Source organism: Amycolatopsis sp. NPDC049688 (assembly GCF_040674975.1).
GTDB lineage: Bacteria > Actinomycetota > Actinomycetes > Mycobacteriales > Pseudonocardiaceae > Amycolatopsis.
Genome location: NZ_JBFANY010000017.1, coordinates 20,030 through 35,686, shown reverse-complemented (window position 1 = coordinate 35,686; position 15,657 = coordinate 20,030). Strand labels below are relative to the sequence as shown.

The 15,657-nt window shown below is 70.6% G+C and carries 13 protein-coding genes and 1 pseudogene; 3 read left to right on the top strand and 11 right to left on the bottom strand.

Translation table 11 applies throughout. The annotated features are described in order from the left end of the window. Positions 1-2: 2 nt before the first annotated feature. Together AB0J55_RS37045 and AB0J55_RS37040 are read right to left on the bottom strand one after the other, a co-directional pair. Positions 3-3,902: a trypsin-like peptidase domain-containing protein gene (locus AB0J55_RS37045; protein WP_364259671.1), complete on the bottom strand. Its 3,900-nt coding sequence runs from the start codon at positions 3,900-3,902 to the stop codon at positions 3-5. Positions 3,903-4,013: 111 nt separating this feature from the next. Next, positions 4,014-5,228 carry a crosslink repair DNA glycosylase YcaQ family protein gene (locus AB0J55_RS37040; protein WP_364259668.1) on the bottom strand — a complete coding sequence of 405 codons (1,215 nt, stop codon included), beginning with the start codon at positions 5,226-5,228 and terminating at the stop codon, positions 4,014-4,016. A gap of 59 nt (positions 5,229-5,287) precedes the next feature. Here AB0J55_RS37040 and AB0J55_RS37035 point away from each other — a divergent pair, with 59 nt between their 5' ends. Continuing rightward, complete coding sequence (locus AB0J55_RS37035) at positions 5,288-5,845, top strand: GNAT family N-acetyltransferase (RefSeq protein ID WP_364259665.1); 558 nt, start codon at positions 5,288-5,290, stop codon at positions 5,843-5,845. Between the two features lie 66 nt (positions 5,846-5,911). Here the strand turns inward: AB0J55_RS37035 and AB0J55_RS37030 are convergent. Then, positions 5,912-6,214, bottom strand: a pseudogene (locus AB0J55_RS37030) (GtrA family protein); the annotation flags it as partial. Between the two features lie 246 nt (positions 6,215-6,460). On the opposite strand from AB0J55_RS37030, the gene AB0J55_RS37025 reads away from it, so the two are divergent. After that, positions 6,461-6,979 (top strand): hypothetical protein, encoded by a 519-nt coding sequence (locus tag AB0J55_RS37025; protein WP_364259662.1) that lies wholly within the window; start codon positions 6,461-6,463, stop codon positions 6,977-6,979. Here AB0J55_RS37025 and AB0J55_RS37020 read toward each other — a convergent pair. From AB0J55_RS37020 to AB0J55_RS37005, 4 genes are read right to left on the bottom strand one after another with little or no spacing between them, the layout of a single operon-like run. Continuing rightward, a complete protein-coding gene (locus tag AB0J55_RS37020; RefSeq protein ID WP_364259659.1) occupies positions 6,944-7,180 on the bottom strand; it encodes a DUF397 domain-containing protein in 237 nt (78 codons plus the stop codon). The genes AB0J55_RS37025 and AB0J55_RS37020 overlap by 36 nt on opposite strands. Positions 7,181-7,189: 9 nt before the next feature. Next, positions 7,190-8,023: a Scr1 family TA system antitoxin-like transcriptional regulator gene (locus AB0J55_RS37015; protein WP_364259657.1), complete on the bottom strand. Its 834-nt coding sequence runs from the start codon at positions 8,021-8,023 to the stop codon at positions 7,190-7,192. Positions 8,024-8,046: 23 nt separating this feature from the next. Beyond that, complete coding sequence (locus AB0J55_RS37010) at positions 8,047-8,799, bottom strand: hypothetical protein (RefSeq protein ID WP_364259654.1); 753 nt, start codon at positions 8,797-8,799, stop codon at positions 8,047-8,049. Next, on the bottom strand, positions 8,796-9,647 hold the full coding sequence (locus AB0J55_RS37005) for a LysR substrate-binding domain-containing protein (protein WP_364259651.1): 852 nt from the start codon (positions 9,645-9,647) through the stop codon (positions 8,796-8,798). Before AB0J55_RS37005 ends, AB0J55_RS37010 begins: the two co-directional genes overlap by 4 nt. Positions 9,648-9,717: 70 nt before the next feature. Between AB0J55_RS37005 and AB0J55_RS37000 the strand changes: the two genes are divergently transcribed. Beyond that, entirely contained in the window at positions 9,718-10,665 is a 948-nt protein-coding gene (locus AB0J55_RS37000; protein ID WP_364259648.1) for a 4,5-dihydroxyphthalate decarboxylase, read from the top strand. Here AB0J55_RS37000 and AB0J55_RS36995 read toward each other — a convergent pair. The 4 genes from AB0J55_RS36995 to AB0J55_RS36980 form a co-directional block, all read right to left on the bottom strand. Next, positions 10,651-11,109 (bottom strand): hypothetical protein, encoded by a 459-nt coding sequence (locus AB0J55_RS36995; protein WP_364259645.1) that lies wholly within the window; start codon positions 11,107-11,109, stop codon positions 10,651-10,653. The genes AB0J55_RS37000 and AB0J55_RS36995 overlap by 15 nt on opposite strands. Further along, positions 11,106-11,846, bottom strand: coding sequence for a 4-hydroxy-tetrahydrodipicolinate reductase (gene dapB, locus AB0J55_RS36990; protein ID WP_364259642.1), 741 nt, complete (start codon positions 11,844-11,846; stop codon positions 11,106-11,108). Before dapB ends, AB0J55_RS36995 begins: the two co-directional genes overlap by 4 nt. Beyond that, on the bottom strand, positions 11,843-13,207 hold the full coding sequence (locus tag AB0J55_RS36985) for a pitrilysin family protein (RefSeq protein WP_364259639.1): 1,365 nt from the start codon (positions 13,205-13,207) through the stop codon (positions 11,843-11,845). The genes dapB and AB0J55_RS36985 overlap by 4 nt, the downstream gene beginning before the upstream one ends. 78 nt (positions 13,208-13,285) lie before the next feature. After that, positions 13,286-15,541, bottom strand: coding sequence for a polyribonucleotide nucleotidyltransferase (locus AB0J55_RS36980; protein ID WP_364259636.1), 2,256 nt, complete (start codon positions 15,539-15,541; stop codon positions 13,286-13,288). Positions 15,542-15,657 lie beyond the last annotated feature (116 nt).

The following is a 15,657-nucleotide window of genomic DNA, read 5'->3' as shown; positions in this document are numbered from 1 at the left end:
ACTCACCGGAGCCGCTTCATCGCTTTCTCGGCCTTCGCACGAATGGCCTTCGGGGTCTTGCGGTCGTCCAGCAGGGCTTGCATGAAATCCTTGCCCTGCCGGGGATCGCGCTTCGCCACCGCTTCGGCGGCAGTGAAGCGTTCCGCCGGCTTGAGGTTCTTGTTCCGGGCTTGCTCGACCTGCGCACGGAACTGCTGCTTCTTGCTGAGGCGAGGGGGCTCGTCGACCTTCGCCGGAGCTGGTTTCTCCGGCTCCGGCTTCGCCGCCTTGCGCAACGCCGCGACCGCCGGCGACCCGGCGGTCTTCGCCGGGGTCAGCCCGGCAGCCCGGTTCAACGCGCGCAACCGGACCAGGCGGTCCAGGCCGGACCGCGCCGCCAGCCGGCGGTACGCATCCGCGGCCAGGGACGGGTCGAGCTGCTCCAGCCGCGCCACCACGTCCAAAGACTGCCGTCCCGGGGCGGACGCGGCAATCTCCCCCAGCAGCCTGATGGCCCTCGCACGGTGGCGCGGGAGGAGCATGGTCGCGAAGTCGGCCCGGCGGCCGATCGGGATTTTCCGGTCTTCAGCGAGCAACGTGTAGACCTTCTTGCCCAGACCGGGCTGCAGCGCGACCAGTCGCGATGCGGCTTGCCCCCGTACGTCAGCCGGTTCCCGCCGATTCGTGACGATGGTTTCGAGCAGACTCGCTCCTTGCTCGCGGGCACGGCCGTCGGCCAGGTCGGAGGCGGCCATCAGCCGGTTTTCCGGCCGGCTCGACCGGGTCGCGAGCCCGGTGAGCGCCTCGACGCCTCGATCCTGATCGAGGTCGTACAACGCAATGGCCGCGGTACGGCGGATCGCGAACGCGGCCCCGGTGCCTTCGGCCAGCTCGGCAAGCCGCTGAAGCGCTCGTTCGTACCCTGCCGGATACTGCCCGGCGACCGTCGACGCGTCGACCCGCGCGGCTTCGAGCCGGGTGTCGTCTGCCAGCGTGAAGAGGACGTCGAGACCCGCTTCGACGTCCACTTCCGCCAACGCACGTCCGGCCTCGATCCGGTCCACCGCTTCCTCGCGGCCGTTCAAAGCGAGTTCGCGCAGGATGGGGATCGCCCGTCGATCGGTGTCGCCCAGCGCCCGCGCCGCCCGGCGCCGGTTCGCCGTCGGCTGCCGGGGTTCCTCCGCCAGCAGGGCCAGCAGGTCGGCGCTGACCCCGGGCGCGTGCCGCCGCGCCGACACGGCCGCGTCCAGGCGGGTGTCGAAGCCGGCCCGCTCGTCGCGGCTCAGCATCGCCAAGGTGACGTGCACCTGCTCCGGATCGTGGTCACAGCTCGTATCGGCCGCGGCCAGCCGCATGCGTTCCGGGCAACCGGGATCCTCGACGAGACGCCGTAGGGTCTCCAGGCCCCTCGTTCTGTCCCGGGCCACGACCAGCTGCGCGGCTTCGAAGCGCAACGCGTGCAGGTCGTGGGTGGCGGCAAGCCGTGACAGCGCTCGCAGCCCGTGCTCCAGGTCGAACTCCACCAGCACCTTCGCCGCTTGCAACCGTTCTTCGGCATCCGTCGCGTCGGTGGACACGAGGTGGTTCGCGGCGGTGATCCCCCGGCGCAGGTCCAGCTCGAGCAACAGCCGCAACGCCTCGAAGCGCACCGCGCGTTCCCGTCCCTCCCGGAGGATCGCTTCGAGGGCCTCCGCGGCGGCGGCGGGATCCAGTTGGCACAACACTGTCGCCTCTTCGCGCCATTCGAAGACGTTGCTCGGGTGCCGGACGTGGTCGACGAGGCCTCGGCGGAGCCGGTCACGCACCTTCTCCGGCACTTGCAGTCCCTGGCGGATCGCATCGGCCACGAAGCCGTGGTTGTGTTCCCAATACCGGCGCCGAAGCATCCGGGACAGCACCCGAGTCAGGTCCTTGCGGGGTGCCCACAGCCCCACCAGGAAGAGTTCGACTTCCCAGTTCTTCCAGCGCTGCAGCCGTGGACGCAGGTACCGTCCCGGCCGGGCCCGCCGCGCGACCAGGTGTTCCGCCGCAAGGTATTCGAGAATGGTCTGGTGGAGGAACTCCGGCCCGCTTCGCCGGCTTGTCACCAGGCTGGTGGCGAGGAAGACCTCGTGGACGATCTTCGCCCATTCCGGGCCCTCGACCGTGTCGGGCGGTGGCACGTGGCGGGATGCCACCTCCACGAGGGTCGGCACCGGCCGTCCGGTCGGGAACCCGGTGGCGGCCACCTCGTGGTGTGCGCAGGCCCACTCGCGCAGCACCGGCAGCGCCCTCTCGAAGAGATCGTCGACGGCCCGCTCGGCTTTGGGGCCGTTGCGGCCGACCCACTCGCGCAGCACCCGGCGTGCTCGATCCCGGCGTTTCTGGCGCAGCACCAGGACGAACTGCCGGTACAGCTCGACGCGGCTGGACGGCAGCTGCCGACCTGGATGCTGCGAATACAGTACGCACATCATCGTGGCGATCAACGGGATCGTCCCGAGCTCACGAATTTCGGCTTCCTCGACCCGGGCCACGAAGCGCACGGACTCCTCTTGGGCGTCCGGCACGTCAAGGGCCTCGAACCACCCCTTCGCGAATTCACCGAGCTGCCCGCGAGCGAACGGTTCGATGACGAACGTCGGGTAGCTGTCGTCTTCCGCAAGCACCTTGTGGTGCTCGACGCCGGTCGGGCGGGTCGTGACGACGAAGCTGAACCGGTCACCGGCGCGATGCCGCTTCACCAGCCTGACGACCGCGCTGCGGTCGGACGGATCGGCGATCTCGTCCAGTCCGTCGGCCAGCACGAGCCAGCGCGCACCCGGCACGGGGTCGGTGGCGAAGAGCTGTTCGAGCTGCCCCCGGTCGAGGTCGATGTCGAAGCCCTGCACGCCCCGCGCCAGCATTTCCTTGAGTCCCCGGCCCATCCGCAGCGCGTCAGCGGCGACCGGAACGGGGACGAACGGGCCGCCGTCGCCGCGAAGCCACTGCTTGGCCAGTTCGGCGGTGAGGTGCCGGACCAAGCTGGACTTCCCCGCACCGGGACCACCGAGGATCTGCACGCCCGGAAAGGTCCGCAGAAGCTGATCGGCCTCGACGCGCACCGCCTCGTCCGGCTCCACCGCGTGGTAGCGGCTGGTCTGCTGGCGCAGGTACACCTTTCCCAGTGGCGGCGACACCTCCGCCCCGGCCAGCTCGGCGTGCGGGTGCCGGTCGTCCGCGACGCTCGCCGCCTCGAGGTACTCGCGGAGCCGCGGCCCCGGGAACGGGATGCCCAGCTCAGCGAGCTGGGCATCGTCGAGCTGATCGAGCCAGGAGCGGTTGCCCGCGGAGACCGATCGATGGGCCGCTCCGAGGTCGGGATACGCGGCGAAGACGGACTGCACGGGGATCAGCCGGGCGGTGTCCCCGTGCTGCGCGTCCCGGTAACGCACCACGCCGGTGACCGCGCCCGTCCGCCAGTTGAGGGCCGGACCGCCGCTGAAACCCGGCCCCACCGCGCCGTGCACCGTCTTGAGCAGGTCGGCACCGGCCACATGCCGGGACGGGCCGGCCAGGGTCAGGGTCGCCGAGTCGCCGGACCGGTAACGGCCCATCGGGTAGCCGAATGCCCACAGCGGCTCCTCCGGCTCGGCTGCCGGGTGCAGCACCACGTGGGCACGCCCGACCTCGTCCTGGGCTTCGAGCAGGACGAGATCCAGCCGGCCGGGATCGTTCGCGTGGTAGGTGCCCGGAACAAGGCGGAAGTCGGTGGCGGGAACGAACTCGGTCGCCTCCGAGCGGACGACTTCGGAGATCCGCTTCGAGCGGTCCGTGATGACGTGCGCGCACGTGAGGAGGACACCCGGCGCGACGAAGAAACCCGTGCCCTCGGTTTCCGGCCCCACCAACGGCACGGTGGCCGCGCGCAGAGCGTCCGCCAGCTTCGCTCGTCCTCCCTCCATCCCACCTCCTGCGCGAGCGTCCGGCGATCCACCATCCTCGCAGTTCCGCTTCGGTCCCGGAACGGGCAAATTCCCCTGCAGGAAAAGGATCTTGTCCCCGGCGAGAGCAGCTCAGCGGACCAGCTTGCCCAGTGGTGCCGCCAGGTCGCCGCGGGAACCCACCGTCACCCCCGACAGGCCCAGCCACTCCGCCATGTGCGTCAGCTCCGCGGCCAGCTCGGGCAGCACTCGGGCCACGTCGGCGCCCTTCTCCGCGAACGCCCCCTGGACCCGCAGCACCCCCGCCGCGCGGTCGGACTTCAGGTCCACGCGGGCCACCAGTGAGCCGTCCAGGAGGAACGGGAACACGTAGTACCCGTACACCCGCTTCGGCTCCGGGACATAGATCTCGATCCGGTAGTGGAAGCCGAACAGCCGCTCCGTGCGGGCCCGCTCCCAGATCAGCGGGTCGAACGGGCACAGCAGCGCCCGGCCCGTCACCGACCGTGGCGTCCGGGCCGAAACGTGCCGGTACGCCACCTGCTTCCAGCCGCGGACCGTGACCGGCTCCAGCTCGCCCGACTCCACCAGCTCCGCCACCGCTTGGCGGGCCGGGGCGGGGCCGAGGCGGTAGTAGTCGCGCAGGTCCGTCTCCGTGGCCACGCCCAGCGCCCGCGCCGACCGCGAGATCAAGCCCCGCGCGCCCTCCTCCGCCGTCACCGCACGCGCCAGGATTTCGGGGGGCACCACTCGTTCGGTCAGGTCGTAGAGGCGTTCGAAGGACTTGCGTGTGCCCGTCGTCAGCTGGCCGATGCCGAACAGGTACTCGCAGACGCGCTTGACCTCCGAGCGCTCCCACCAGGACCCCGGGCCGCGCCGCTGGGCGTCCGCCGCCACCGCCCGCTCGATGCCGCCCGCGCCGATCGGGCCCAGTTCCTTGACCACCGACAGGATCTCGTCCACCAGGCCCGGCGACTTCTCGATCAGCGGCCCGTAGTGCCGCCACCAGCCGTCGCGCTTCGCGCCCGAGCGGATCAGGGGCCAGTCCTCGATCGGGAGCAGGCTCGCCTCGTGCGCCCAGGTCTCCACCAGCATCCGCGGGCGGCGCGCCGAATCCGCCCACGCCGCCGCGTCGAGCAGGGCCGGGTCGTACGCGCCCAGGCGCGAGAACACCGGCATGTAGTGCGCCCGGACCGCCACGTTCACCGAATCCAGCTGCAGCAGGTGGACCCGCGACAGCACCCGTTTCAGGTGCTGCCGCGAAGGCACGCCGGACGGACGCGGGTCGGTGAAGCCCTGTGCGGCCAGGAACGTCTTCCGGGCCGTCGAGACACTGATCGTTTGCATGGTGAGCTCATGGTGCCACCCACCACCGACAAAAACCGCGACCGCTAAGTTCAGCACCTATGAGCGACGCCGCCGTCCGCCCCGCCGACCTGTCCGACGCCGCGGAAATCGCCCGCATCCAGCGCGAAACCTGGCACGCCGCCTACGAGGACCTCCTCGGCAAGCAGGCCCTCGCCCAGCTCGACGCCGCCGACCTGGCCGGGACGTGGGCCGAGACCATCGACTACCCCGGCAGCCAGGTCTACCTCGCCACCGAAGGCGAGTTCACCGTCGGGTTCTGCGTCGCCGGCCGCGCGCCCGAAGGGGAGGTCGCCCAGGCCGACGGGAGCCTGCCCGAGGACGCCGAGACCACCGGCCTGATCGCCACCCTGCTCGTCGAGCCGCGGTGGGGGCGCCGCGGGCACGCCGGGCGGCTACTCGCGACGGCCGCCGCGGGCCTGCGGGCCGACGGCGCCTCCCGCGGCATCGCCTGGGTCGCCCAGGGCGACCACGCCTCCCTCGGTTTCTATCGCCGGGCCGGCTGGAACCCCGACGGCACCGTCCGCACCCTCGACACCGGTGAACGCACGGTCCGCGAGGTCCGCCTCACCGGCACCCTCGACCTGGCGCTGGCCTGAGTCCCGGAAGATCACCCACCGCATCACGGCGTACATGAACACGCCTTCGCACGCGCCGGCCACCAGCCGGGAGACGTGGTATTCGACGCCCAGCGCCGTCAGCCCCGCGCCCACACCCAGCAGGAACGCCGCGTAATTGACAGCAATCGCCACGATGTAAAGGACGAGCTGGATTCCGACGGCGGCGTGGGAATGGAAGTTGAACGTCCGGTTCAGCGCGAAGCTCAGCCCGAACGCGCAGACGTACGCCAGCGTGATCGCCAGCCACACCGGCCAGCCGAGCACGCCGTGGAAGACGGTCAGCAGCCCGAGGTCGACGCCGAAGGTGAACCCGTTGATGAGGCAGAAGCCGAGAAACGTCGGCGCCACGATCCGCGACAACCCCAGGGGCAGGAAGCGCACGACGGTCCGGCAGAGGGCGCCGAATCGGTCAGCGGGCGTACGGGGTTGCTCGGCGGCCACCCCGCCAGTGTTCCGGCGAGAGGTGACGGGAAGCGGTCCGGCAGGTGATCTTCTGGTGCGGACCACCCGCCGAACACGGGGGCTAACCCCCGTGCGCGGAGATCTCGGACTGATAACTTGGAAGAACGCGAGAGCTTTTCAGGAGGTGACACGATGAGCTGGATCCTGCTGACACTGGGCGTCGCGTTCGGTTCGGCCATCGTGCCGCTGATCAACGCCGAAGTGTTCCTCCTGGGGCTGTGCGCGAGCCAGCCGGGGCTGCACTGGCTGTGGCTCGGCGCGGCGGTGGCGGTCGGCCAGATCGCCGGCAAGACGCTGTACTACCTGGCCGCGCGCGGGACGATCAAGCTCCCGAAGCCGCTGCACGACCGGTTGCACCGGGAGCGTCCGATGACGCCACGGCGCGTGAAGTGGCAGCTGCGGACGAAACGGGTCCGCGGGTGGGTCGAGCGGCTGCGCGAGCGGTGTCACCGGCACCCGCACTGGATGGCCGGGACGTACGGGGTGAGTTCCCTGGTGGGGTTGCCCCCGTTCATGGCGACGAGCGTGCTGGCGGGACTGGTGCGGATGCGGCTCGCGACCTTCCTGACCACGGGGCTGGCCGGAAGGTGGATCCGCTTCAGTTTGATAGCGGCTTCACCGGCGGTGTTCGCGGGCTGGCTGCACCATTGAGATCAGGGCAGACCAGGCGGCGCGGGAGACAGTGAGCTGGCCGAGGTGGCGGGCTTTGGTGTCCCGTACGCCGACAGTGTCGGCGAGGCGAACCTCGACGCATTCGTCTTTTGCTGTGTAACTCGACTTGCGCCAGTCGAAGCCCACCTCAACGCACTCGCCTTCGGTAGCGCTGTAGCTCGACTTGCGCCACGTGAACATGGTGCCCCCCTAACGCGCCGCCTCCCGAAGCAGGGCTTGCGAGGCGTCTTCGGCCAATGCCTTGTCCTGTAAGAGGTTTACCAGCTTTCGGTAGGCGGCGATAGCGTCCAACTCGTTGACGAAGGCGCTGGCGTGGTGATGTTCCAGGAGGACGATCGCCGGATCGCTAGGGAACTCGTAGAGAGCGAACATGCCGCCTTTGCCCGGGTGATACCCCACGGCAGCGGGCACGATACGCACTGAAATGTTAGATCTGAAACCTAAGCGAAGCAGGTGGTCGATCTGGTCGGACATGATGTTCGCATCGCCGACCACCTCGCGGATCGCCAGTTCGGAGATGATGACCTTGAGCCGGACGGGGTCGTAACCGGAGAGAATGCGCTGCCGTTTCATGCGAGCCATCAGGCGAGCATCGACTTCCTCGACCTTGATTCCGGAGGCGGCGAGCAAAGCGCGGGCGTAGTCGGGGGTCTGCAGCAAACCGGGGATGATCAACGGGGACCAGTTGGTGATCAAGCTGGCCGTCCGCTCGCACTGCATGACCCCGGTGAGCGCCGCCGGGAGGTCGGACGGGTTCGAGTCCAGCCAGTTGAGCTCCCGCGTGTGCTGCACCAGCTCCAGGATCCGGCTGGTCACCACCCGATCGACCCGCAAATACCCCAGGATCCGCGCCACTTCCTCGATCGGCGGCACCCGGATGCCCAGCTCCCACTGCGACAGCAACCGCGGATCCACTTCCAGGGCCCGCGCCAGCTCGCGCAACCCGAACTTCCGCGCCTCACGCACTTCACGCAGCGATGCCGCCAGCGCCCGGGAACCAGGAGATGTCGAAGTCGGTTTCATGCCGGGGATGCTACGAAACCGCCTCATTTCCCGAATGGACGACAACTGTCAGCGAATTGCCACACCCCCGTCCCGGCCACCGCGACCAGGAAAGCCCACCCGCCGATCGGCTCGGCGAACACCGCCACCAGAAAACAAAATGCCGAAAACCCGCCGAGCCCGCGCAGGACACCCCGGGTGGTCGCCGCGGCCGCCGCCGGGCCGCCTTGCACCAGCGCGAACACCGCCACCACGGTCGTCCCGGTCGGGAAGGGCGCGAGCACGCCCGTCAGGTCGGGACCGAGCCGTCCGGCCGCCGCCGTCAGGGCCACCACGAGCCCCGCCGTTGCCAGTGCTCGCGCGGGCAGGTCCCACCACGGCAGCATCACGGGCCCGGACTCGCCCGGGTCAGGCAGCAACCGGCTGCCCGCCCAGGCCGCGGCCAGCGCCAGCCCGAGCGCCACCCACACCGGCACCGGCGCGAACGACAACGCCAGGTCCAGCGCCAGGCACACGAGCCAGCCGACCAGCAGCGTGCCCACCCAGCCGCGGGCGCGGGACACCCGCGCGAACACCACCGCGAACGCGGCCAGCGACACCAGCCCCAGCAACGACGCCGACGCGGCCCGCGCGACGAACGCCGGGCCGTGCTCCAGGTACGTGATCAGCAGGATCGGCCCCGCGACGACCGGCATCGCGACCAGCAGGCCCGTCAGGCCCGGTCCCCAGCGCCGTCCGGCCAGCGACGAGCCCACCACGAGCATCGGCGCCAGGACGAGCTTCAGCAGCAACGTCACCGGTCGGCCTCCGCGGCGATGCGCACGAAGCTGCGGACCAGCGGGCTGCTTGCCGCCTTCGGCCACGCCACCACGAGCTCGCTCGCCGGGCGGTCGGTCACCGGTACGACCCGCAACCCCGGGGGCACCGGCTGGCCAGCCGGGGCGAGGGCCGCGGTGCCGTTCCACAGCGCCGCTTGCAGGCACTCCTGGACCGTCCGCATGACCGGGGCGTCGTCGCCGGGCGGGCCGCCCGTCCAGTAGACCGTCCAGCGCGGGTCGGCGCCGTCCGGGAGGCGGACCCAGCGGCGGCCGGCCAGCTCGGCCGTCGACACCGCGGCACGGTCCGCGAGCGGGTCGTCGTCGCGCAGCACCACACCGACGGGAACCCGGCGCAGCACGTGGACGCCGATGCCCGCCGTCTCGAACGGCGTGCGGGTCAGGGCCACGTCGACCAGGCCGGTGCGGAGGCCGGCCGTCGGGTCGGCGAGGTCGGTCTCGTGCACGCGCACGTCGACGTGCGGGTGCCGCGAGCGGAACAGCGAAACCAGGCGGGCACCGACGTGCTCGGCGGCGTCGGCCAGGGTGCCGACCGTCAGGGTCGCCGCACCCGCCGCCGCGGTCACCCGGTCGCGGATCCGGCCGGCCTGCGCCAGCAGCGCGACGGCCTCGTCGTACAGCACCGTGCCGGCACCGGTGAGCGTGACGCCCTTGGGGGTGCGCTCGAGCAGCGTCGCGCCCAGCTCGTCCTCCAGGCCGCGCACTGCGCGGCTGAGCGGCGGCTGCGCCATGTGCAGCCGGTCCGCCGCCCGGCCGATGTGCCGCTCCTCGGCCACCGCGACGAAGTAGCGGAGTACCCGCAAGTCCATACCCCCACGGTATCGAGTTGCCGCAACGGGTCTTGGACACCCCCGTCCACGCGCGCCGAGGATCGGACGCATGCGCATCGGAACCTTCACCTACGACACGACCCGGGACCTGCCCGGCACCGTGGAAACCGCCGCCACGCTGCCCGAGATCTTCGAACGGGCGATCCGCGGCGAGTTCGACGTCGCCGAACTCGGCCTGACCTTCCACCTGCGGCTGCTCGAGGAAGGCACCCCGTTCGTGGCGCTGCCGATCTTCCCCAACCGCGTCTTCCGGCACTCGTGCGTCTTCGTCAACACGCGTTCGGGGATCACCGGTCCGCGCGACCTCGTCGGCCGGACCATCGGCGAGTTCGGCACGTACGGGCAGGACTCGGGCGTGTGGGCCAAGGGGATTCTCATGGACGAGTACGGGTTCCGGCCCGAGGCGAACCGCTGGGTGATCGGCGGCCTGGACCGCCCCGCCGAGCCCTTCGGCTTCATCCCGCACCCGCACCCCGGCGGCGTCGAGGTCACCACGGCTGGGCAGAAGACGCTGAACGACCTGCTCGCCACCGGCGAAATCGACGTGCTGTTCTCCGCGAACGTCCCGCAGTGCGTGCTCGACGGCTCCCCGGACGTCGGCCGGCTCTTCCCGGATTTCCCGGCGCGCGAACGCGACTACCACCGACGCACCGGGATCTTCCCGATCATGCACACGGTCGTCGTCCGGCGGAACCTCCTGGACGACGACCCCGGGCTGGCCCGCCGCGTCTACACGATGTTCGAAGCCGCGAAGGACGCCGCGGCCGAGCGCTACCGCCGCGGCCGGCGGCTCTACCAGGTGCAGACCATGCTGCCGTGGGCGAACGCGCTGGTCGACGAAACCCTCGGCGAGTTCGGCGAGGACTGGTGGCCCTACGGCATCTCGGCCAACCGCACCGCGCTCGACACCTACCTGCGGTACCACCACGAGCAAGGCCTGTCCTCGCGGCGGTGGCGGGTCGACGAGATCTTCGCGCCGGAGCTACTCGGCACGTGAGCGTTCGGCGGCTTCCAGCTCGACGGCCTTCGTCATCGTCTCGCGCGCCCGGCGGCGGTCACCGGCGATGTCGTACGCGTACGCGAGCTTGTACCAGGCCCGCCAGTTCTCCTGGTCGGCCTCGACCTCCGCGCGGCGCTGCTCGAACCACGCGTCGGCCGCGTCGCGGTCCACCCGGCCCGACGGGCGGCGCGGGAGGTCCGAGACGTCCGGGAGCGCGCCCTCGGCGTCCAGGCGCCGGGACAGGCGCTGGATCTGCAGGCCGTTGCGCCAGGTCACGACGACGACCCAGATGCCCAGGATCGGCAGCAGCAGGACGCCCGCGCCCAGCGCGATGCCGACCGCCGTGCCCGTTTTGAACAGCGCGAACGCCCGGTCCGCCAGCAGGACCAGGTACACGACCAGCGCCGCCGTCAGCAGCAGCGCCACATTGCGGGCCCTCACAGGTCGAGGACGTTTTCCAGGCCGACCGTCAGGCCGGGCCGCTTCAGCACCTCGCGGACGCCGAGCAGCACGCCCGGCATGAAGGACGTCCGGTCGAGGGAGTCGTGGCGGATGGTCAGGGTCTCCCCTTCGCCGCCGAACAGGATCTCCTCGTGCGCGACCAGGCCCGGCAGGCGGACCGAGTGCACCCGGACCTCCTCGACCGTGGCACCGCGGGCGCCGTCGAGCTCCGCCGTCGTCGCGTCCGGGCCCGGCGTCACGCCGGCCTCGGCGCGGGCGGCGGCGATCATCCGGGCGGTGTGCGCGGCGGTGCCCGAAGGGGCGTCGGCCTTGCGGTTGTGGTGCAGCTCGATGATCTCCGCCGACGCGTAGAACTTCGCCGCCTGGGCCGCGAACCGCATCGCGAGAACCGCGCCCAGGGCGAAGTTCGGCGCGATCAGCACGCCGAGCGAAGGCTTCGGCTCCAGCAGCGCGCGCAGCTGGGAAAGGCGCTCCTCGCTGAAGCCGGTGGTGCCGACGACCGCGTGGATGTCGTGCTCCACCAGGTACTTCAGGTTGTCCATGACGGCGTCGGGGTGGGTGAAGTCGACGACGACCCGGGCGTCGGCGAGCGCCGCGAAGTCGTCGCCCGCGTCCAGCGCGGCCACGAGCTTCATGTCCGAGGCGCCTTCGACGGCGTTCACCACCGTCGCGCCCATCCGGCCGCGCGCACCGAGCACACCGACGTTGACGGTCATGAAGCGATCACCTCGTGCAGGTCGTCCGGAAGGTCGTCGGCGTGAGCGTACGGCCCGACGACCGCCGCCGCCGAGACGCCACCGGGCCGGGCGAACAAAGTGCGAGCGAGCGCACACACGTCCTCGGTGGTCACCGCGTCGATGCGGGCGATCGTGTCGTCGACGCCCAGGTAGCGGCCGTAGTTGAGCTCGTTCTTGCCGATCCGCGACATCCGCGACGACGTGTCCTCCAGGCCCAGCACCAGCCCGCCGCGCAGCTGCCCCTTGGCGCGCGCCACCTCGGCTTCGGTCAGGCCGTCGACGCCGACCTTGTCGAGGACCTCGCGGATGACGCCGGCGACGTCGCCGAGCTTCTCCGGCTGGCAGCCCGCGTACACGGCCATGTGCCCGGTGTCGGCGTAGCTCGCGACCGACGAGTACACCTGGTAGGCCAGCCCGCGCTGCTCGCGGATCTCCTGGAACAGCCGGGAGCTCATGCCGCCGCCGAGGGCCGCGTTGAGCACCGACAGCGCGAACCGGCGGTCGTCATGGCGCGACAGCGAGCGCAGGCCGAGCATGACGTGCGCCTGCTCGGTGTCGTCGGTGTGCAGGGCCAGCTTCGGCGGGGTCTTGATCCGGGCGCGGCCCTCGCGGGGCGCGATCGGCGTCGCGGTGCCGGTCAGGCGCTCGCCGAGGGCCTTGCGGACCAGCCGCAGCACCTGGCTGTGGTCGATGTTCCCGGCCACGGACAGGACCATCCGCGGCAGCGTGTAGCGGCGCTTGTAGAAGTTCCGCAGCGCGGCCGGGGACATCTCGATGATCGACTTCTCGGTGCCGAGCACGGGGCGGCCGAGCGGGTGGTCGCCGAGGACGGCCGTCACGAACGTCTCGTGCAGCAGGTCTTCGGGGTCGTCGTCGCGCATCGAAATCTCTTCGAGGACGACGCTGCGTTCCATGTCCATGTCGCGGTCGGTGCACAGGGCGTCGAACACGACGTCGGTGACCAGGTCCACGGCCAGCGGGAGGTCGGCGTCGAGGACCTGCGCGTAGTAGCAGGTGTGCTCCTTCGCCGTGAAGGCGTTGAACTCGCCGCCGACCGCGTCGATCTCCTCGGCGATCTGCGTGGCGTCGCGGTGTTTCGTGCCCTTGAACAGCAGGTGTTCGAGGTAGTGCGCGGCGCCGGCGACGGCGGCCGGCTCGTCGCGGGAGCCGATGGCGACCCAGAGCCCGACGGTGGCCGAACGCGACGCGGGGACGCGCTCGGTGATCACGCGCAGGCCGCCGGGCAGGACGCTGCGCTTGACGACCGCACCGTCCGGAGTGGACTCGAGCGTGCGGGTGGTGCCGACGGGCTGCTCGTGCCCGGAAACCTGCCGTGCCATGGGTTCCTTACTCAACTTGCCGTGAAGGCCACCTCGGGACATCCCGAGGTGGCCTTCACGAAGCAGAAACGAGCTGTCTTACTTGGCGTCGGCCTTGTCGGCGTCGGCCGGCTTGTCGCCGCCCTCGGCGGGCTTGGCCGCGTCCTCGTCCTTGACCACGATCAGGCTGATCTTGCCGCGGTTGTCGATGTCGGCGATCTCGACGCGGAGCTTGTCGCCCACGTTGACCACGTCCTCGACCTTGGCGATCCGCTTGCCGTTGCCCAGCTTCGAGATGTGCACCAGGCCGTCCTTGCCCGGCAGCAGCGAGACGAACGCGCCGAACGCGGCCGTCTTCACCACGGTGCCGAGGAAGCGCTCGCCGACCTTCGGCAGCTGCGGGTTGGCGATGGCGTTGATCTTGTCGATCGCCGCCTCCGCCGACGGGCCGTCGGCCGCGCCCACGTAGATCGTGCCGTCGTCCTCGATGGAGATGTCGGCGCCGGTCTCCTCGGTGATCGAGTTGATCATCTTGCCCTTCGGGCCGATGACCTCGCCGATCTTGTCGACCGGGATCTTCACGGAGGTGACGCGCGGCGCGAACGGGCTCATCTCGTCCGGGCCGTCGATCGCCTCGGCGATGACCTCGAGGATGGTGCTGCGGGCGTCCTTCGCCTGCTTCAGCGCGGCCGCGAGGACCTCCGACGGGATGCCGTCGAGCTTGGTGTCGAGCTGCAGCGCGGTGATGATGTCCTTGGTGCCGGCGACCTTGAAGTCCATGTCGCCGAGAGCGTCCTCGGCACCGAGGATGTCGGTCAGCGCCACGTAACGCGTCTCGCCGTCGACCTCGTCGGAGACCAGGCCCATCGCGATGCCCGCGACCGGCGCCTTCAGCGGCACGCCGGCGTTGTACAGCGCCATGGTGGACGCGCAGACCGAGCCCATCGACGTCGATCCGTTGGAGCCCAGCGCCTCGGAGACCTGGCGGATCGCGTACGGGAACTCGTCCCGCTTCGGCAGCACCGGCACCAGGGCGCGCTCGGCGAGCATGCCGTGGCCGATTTCGCGGCGCTTCGGCGAACCGACGCGGCCGGTCTCACCGGTGGAGAAGGGCGGGAAGTTGTAGTGGTGCAGGTAGCGCTTCGTCGTCTCCGGCGAAAGGGAGTCGATCTGCTGCTCCATGCGCAGCATGTTCAGCGTGGTGACACCCAGGATCTGGGTTTCGCCGCGCTCGAACAGCGCCGAACCGTGCGCCCGCGGGATCACCGCGACCTCGGCCGAAAGCGACCGGATGTCGGTGAGGCCGCGGCCGTCCATGCGGATCTTCTCCGTGAGGACGCGCTGGCGCATGATCTTCTTCGTCAGGGCCTTGAACGCCCCGCCGATCTCCTTGTCGCGGCCCTCGAAGGCTTCGCCCTCGCCCAGGCCGACCTTCTCGATCACGGCGGCCTTGACCTCGTCGGTCGCGGCGTCGCGGTCCTGCTTGCCGGCGATCTGCAGCGCGCGGGCCAGGTCGTCGGTCGCGATGGCGGCGACGGCCTCGTAGACGTCCTGCTGGTAGGCCGGGTAGACCGGGAACTCGCCGGTCGGCTTGGCGGCGTCGGCGGCCAGGCGCTGCTGCGCCTCGCACAGGACCTTGATGAACGGCTTGGCGGCCTCGAGGCCCTCGGCGACCGAGGTCTCGTCGGGCGCCTTGCCGCCCGCGGCGATCAGGTCGAGCGTGTGCTCGGTGCCCTCGGCCTCGACCATCATGATCGCGACGTCGTCACCGACGATGCGACCCGCGACGACCATGTTGAAGGTCGCCTTCTCCAGCTGGGTCCACGTCGGGAACGCGACCCACTGGTCCTCGATCAGCGCGACGCGCACGCCGCCGACCGGGCCGGAGAACGGCAGGCCGGCGATCTGGGTCGACGCCGAGGCGGCGTTGATGGCCAGCACGTCGTACGGGTCGTCCGGGTTGAGGCTCTGGACGGTGATGACGACCTGGATCTCGTTGCGGAGACCGTCGGCGAACGACGGGCGCAGCGGGCGGTCGATCAGGCGGGCGGTGAGGATCGCGTCGGTCGACGGGCGGCCCTCGCGGCGGAAGAACGCGCCCGGGATGCGGCCCGCGGCGTACATGCGCTCTTCGACGTCGACCGTCAGCGGGAAGAAGTCGAAGTGCTCCTTCGGGTGCTTCGACGCGGTCGTCGCCGAGAGCAGCATGGTCTCTTCGTCGAGGTACGCGACGACGGCGCCGGCGGCCTGGCGGGCCAGCCGGCCCGTCTCGAAGCGGACGGTGCGGGTGCCGAACCGGCCGTTGTCGATGACGGCTTCGGTCTCGTGCACGGTGACTCCGGTGGAGTCGGTCATAGACAATTCTCCTCTTTGGTTCCTTCTACTGGCGCGAGTCTCCCACCCTGGGACCCGTTTCGCCTGAGGACGCTCGAGGAATGAGGCCGGTCTTCGATCGAAGTTCACGGGACGCT

Excerpts from the sequence above, each read along its gene's own strand:
- AB0J55_RS37020 (WP_364259659.1), bottom strand. The coding sequence starts at position 7,180 with ATGTTCACGTGGCGCAAGTCGAGCTACAGCGCTACCGAAGGCGAGTGC.
- AB0J55_RS37005 (WP_364259651.1), bottom strand. The coding sequence starts at position 9,647 with ATGGACTTGCGGGTACTCCGCTACTTCGTCGCGGTGGCCGAGGAGCGG.
- AB0J55_RS37000 (WP_364259648.1), top strand. The coding sequence starts at position 9,718 with ATGCGCATCGGAACCTTCACCTACGACACGACCCGGGACCTGCCCGGC.
- AB0J55_RS37025 (WP_364259662.1), top strand. The coding sequence starts at position 6,461 with ATGAGCTGGATCCTGCTGACACTGGGCGTCGCGTTCGGTTCGGCCATC.
- AB0J55_RS37040 (WP_364259668.1), bottom strand. The coding sequence starts at position 5,228 with ATGCAAACGATCAGTGTCTCGACGGCCCGGAAGACGTTCCTGGCCGCA.
- dapB (WP_364259642.1), bottom strand. The coding sequence starts at position 11,846 with ATGACCGTCAACGTCGGTGTGCTCGGTGCGCGCGGCCGGATGGGCGCG.
- AB0J55_RS37015 (WP_364259657.1), bottom strand. The coding sequence starts at position 8,023 with ATGAAACCGACTTCGACATCTCCTGGTTCCCGGGCGCTGGCGGCATCG.
- AB0J55_RS36985 (WP_364259639.1), bottom strand. The coding sequence starts at position 13,207 with ATGGCACGGCAGGTTTCCGGGCACGAGCAGCCCGTCGGCACCACCCGC.
- AB0J55_RS36980 (WP_364259636.1), bottom strand. The coding sequence starts at position 15,541 with ATGACCGACTCCACCGGAGTCACCGTGCACGAGACCGAAGCCGTCATC.
- AB0J55_RS37035 (WP_364259665.1), top strand. The coding sequence starts at position 5,288 with ATGAGCGACGCCGCCGTCCGCCCCGCCGACCTGTCCGACGCCGCGGAA.
- AB0J55_RS37045 (WP_364259671.1), bottom strand. The coding sequence starts at position 3,902 with ATGGAGGGAGGACGAGCGAAGCTGGCGGACGCTCTGCGCGCGGCCACC.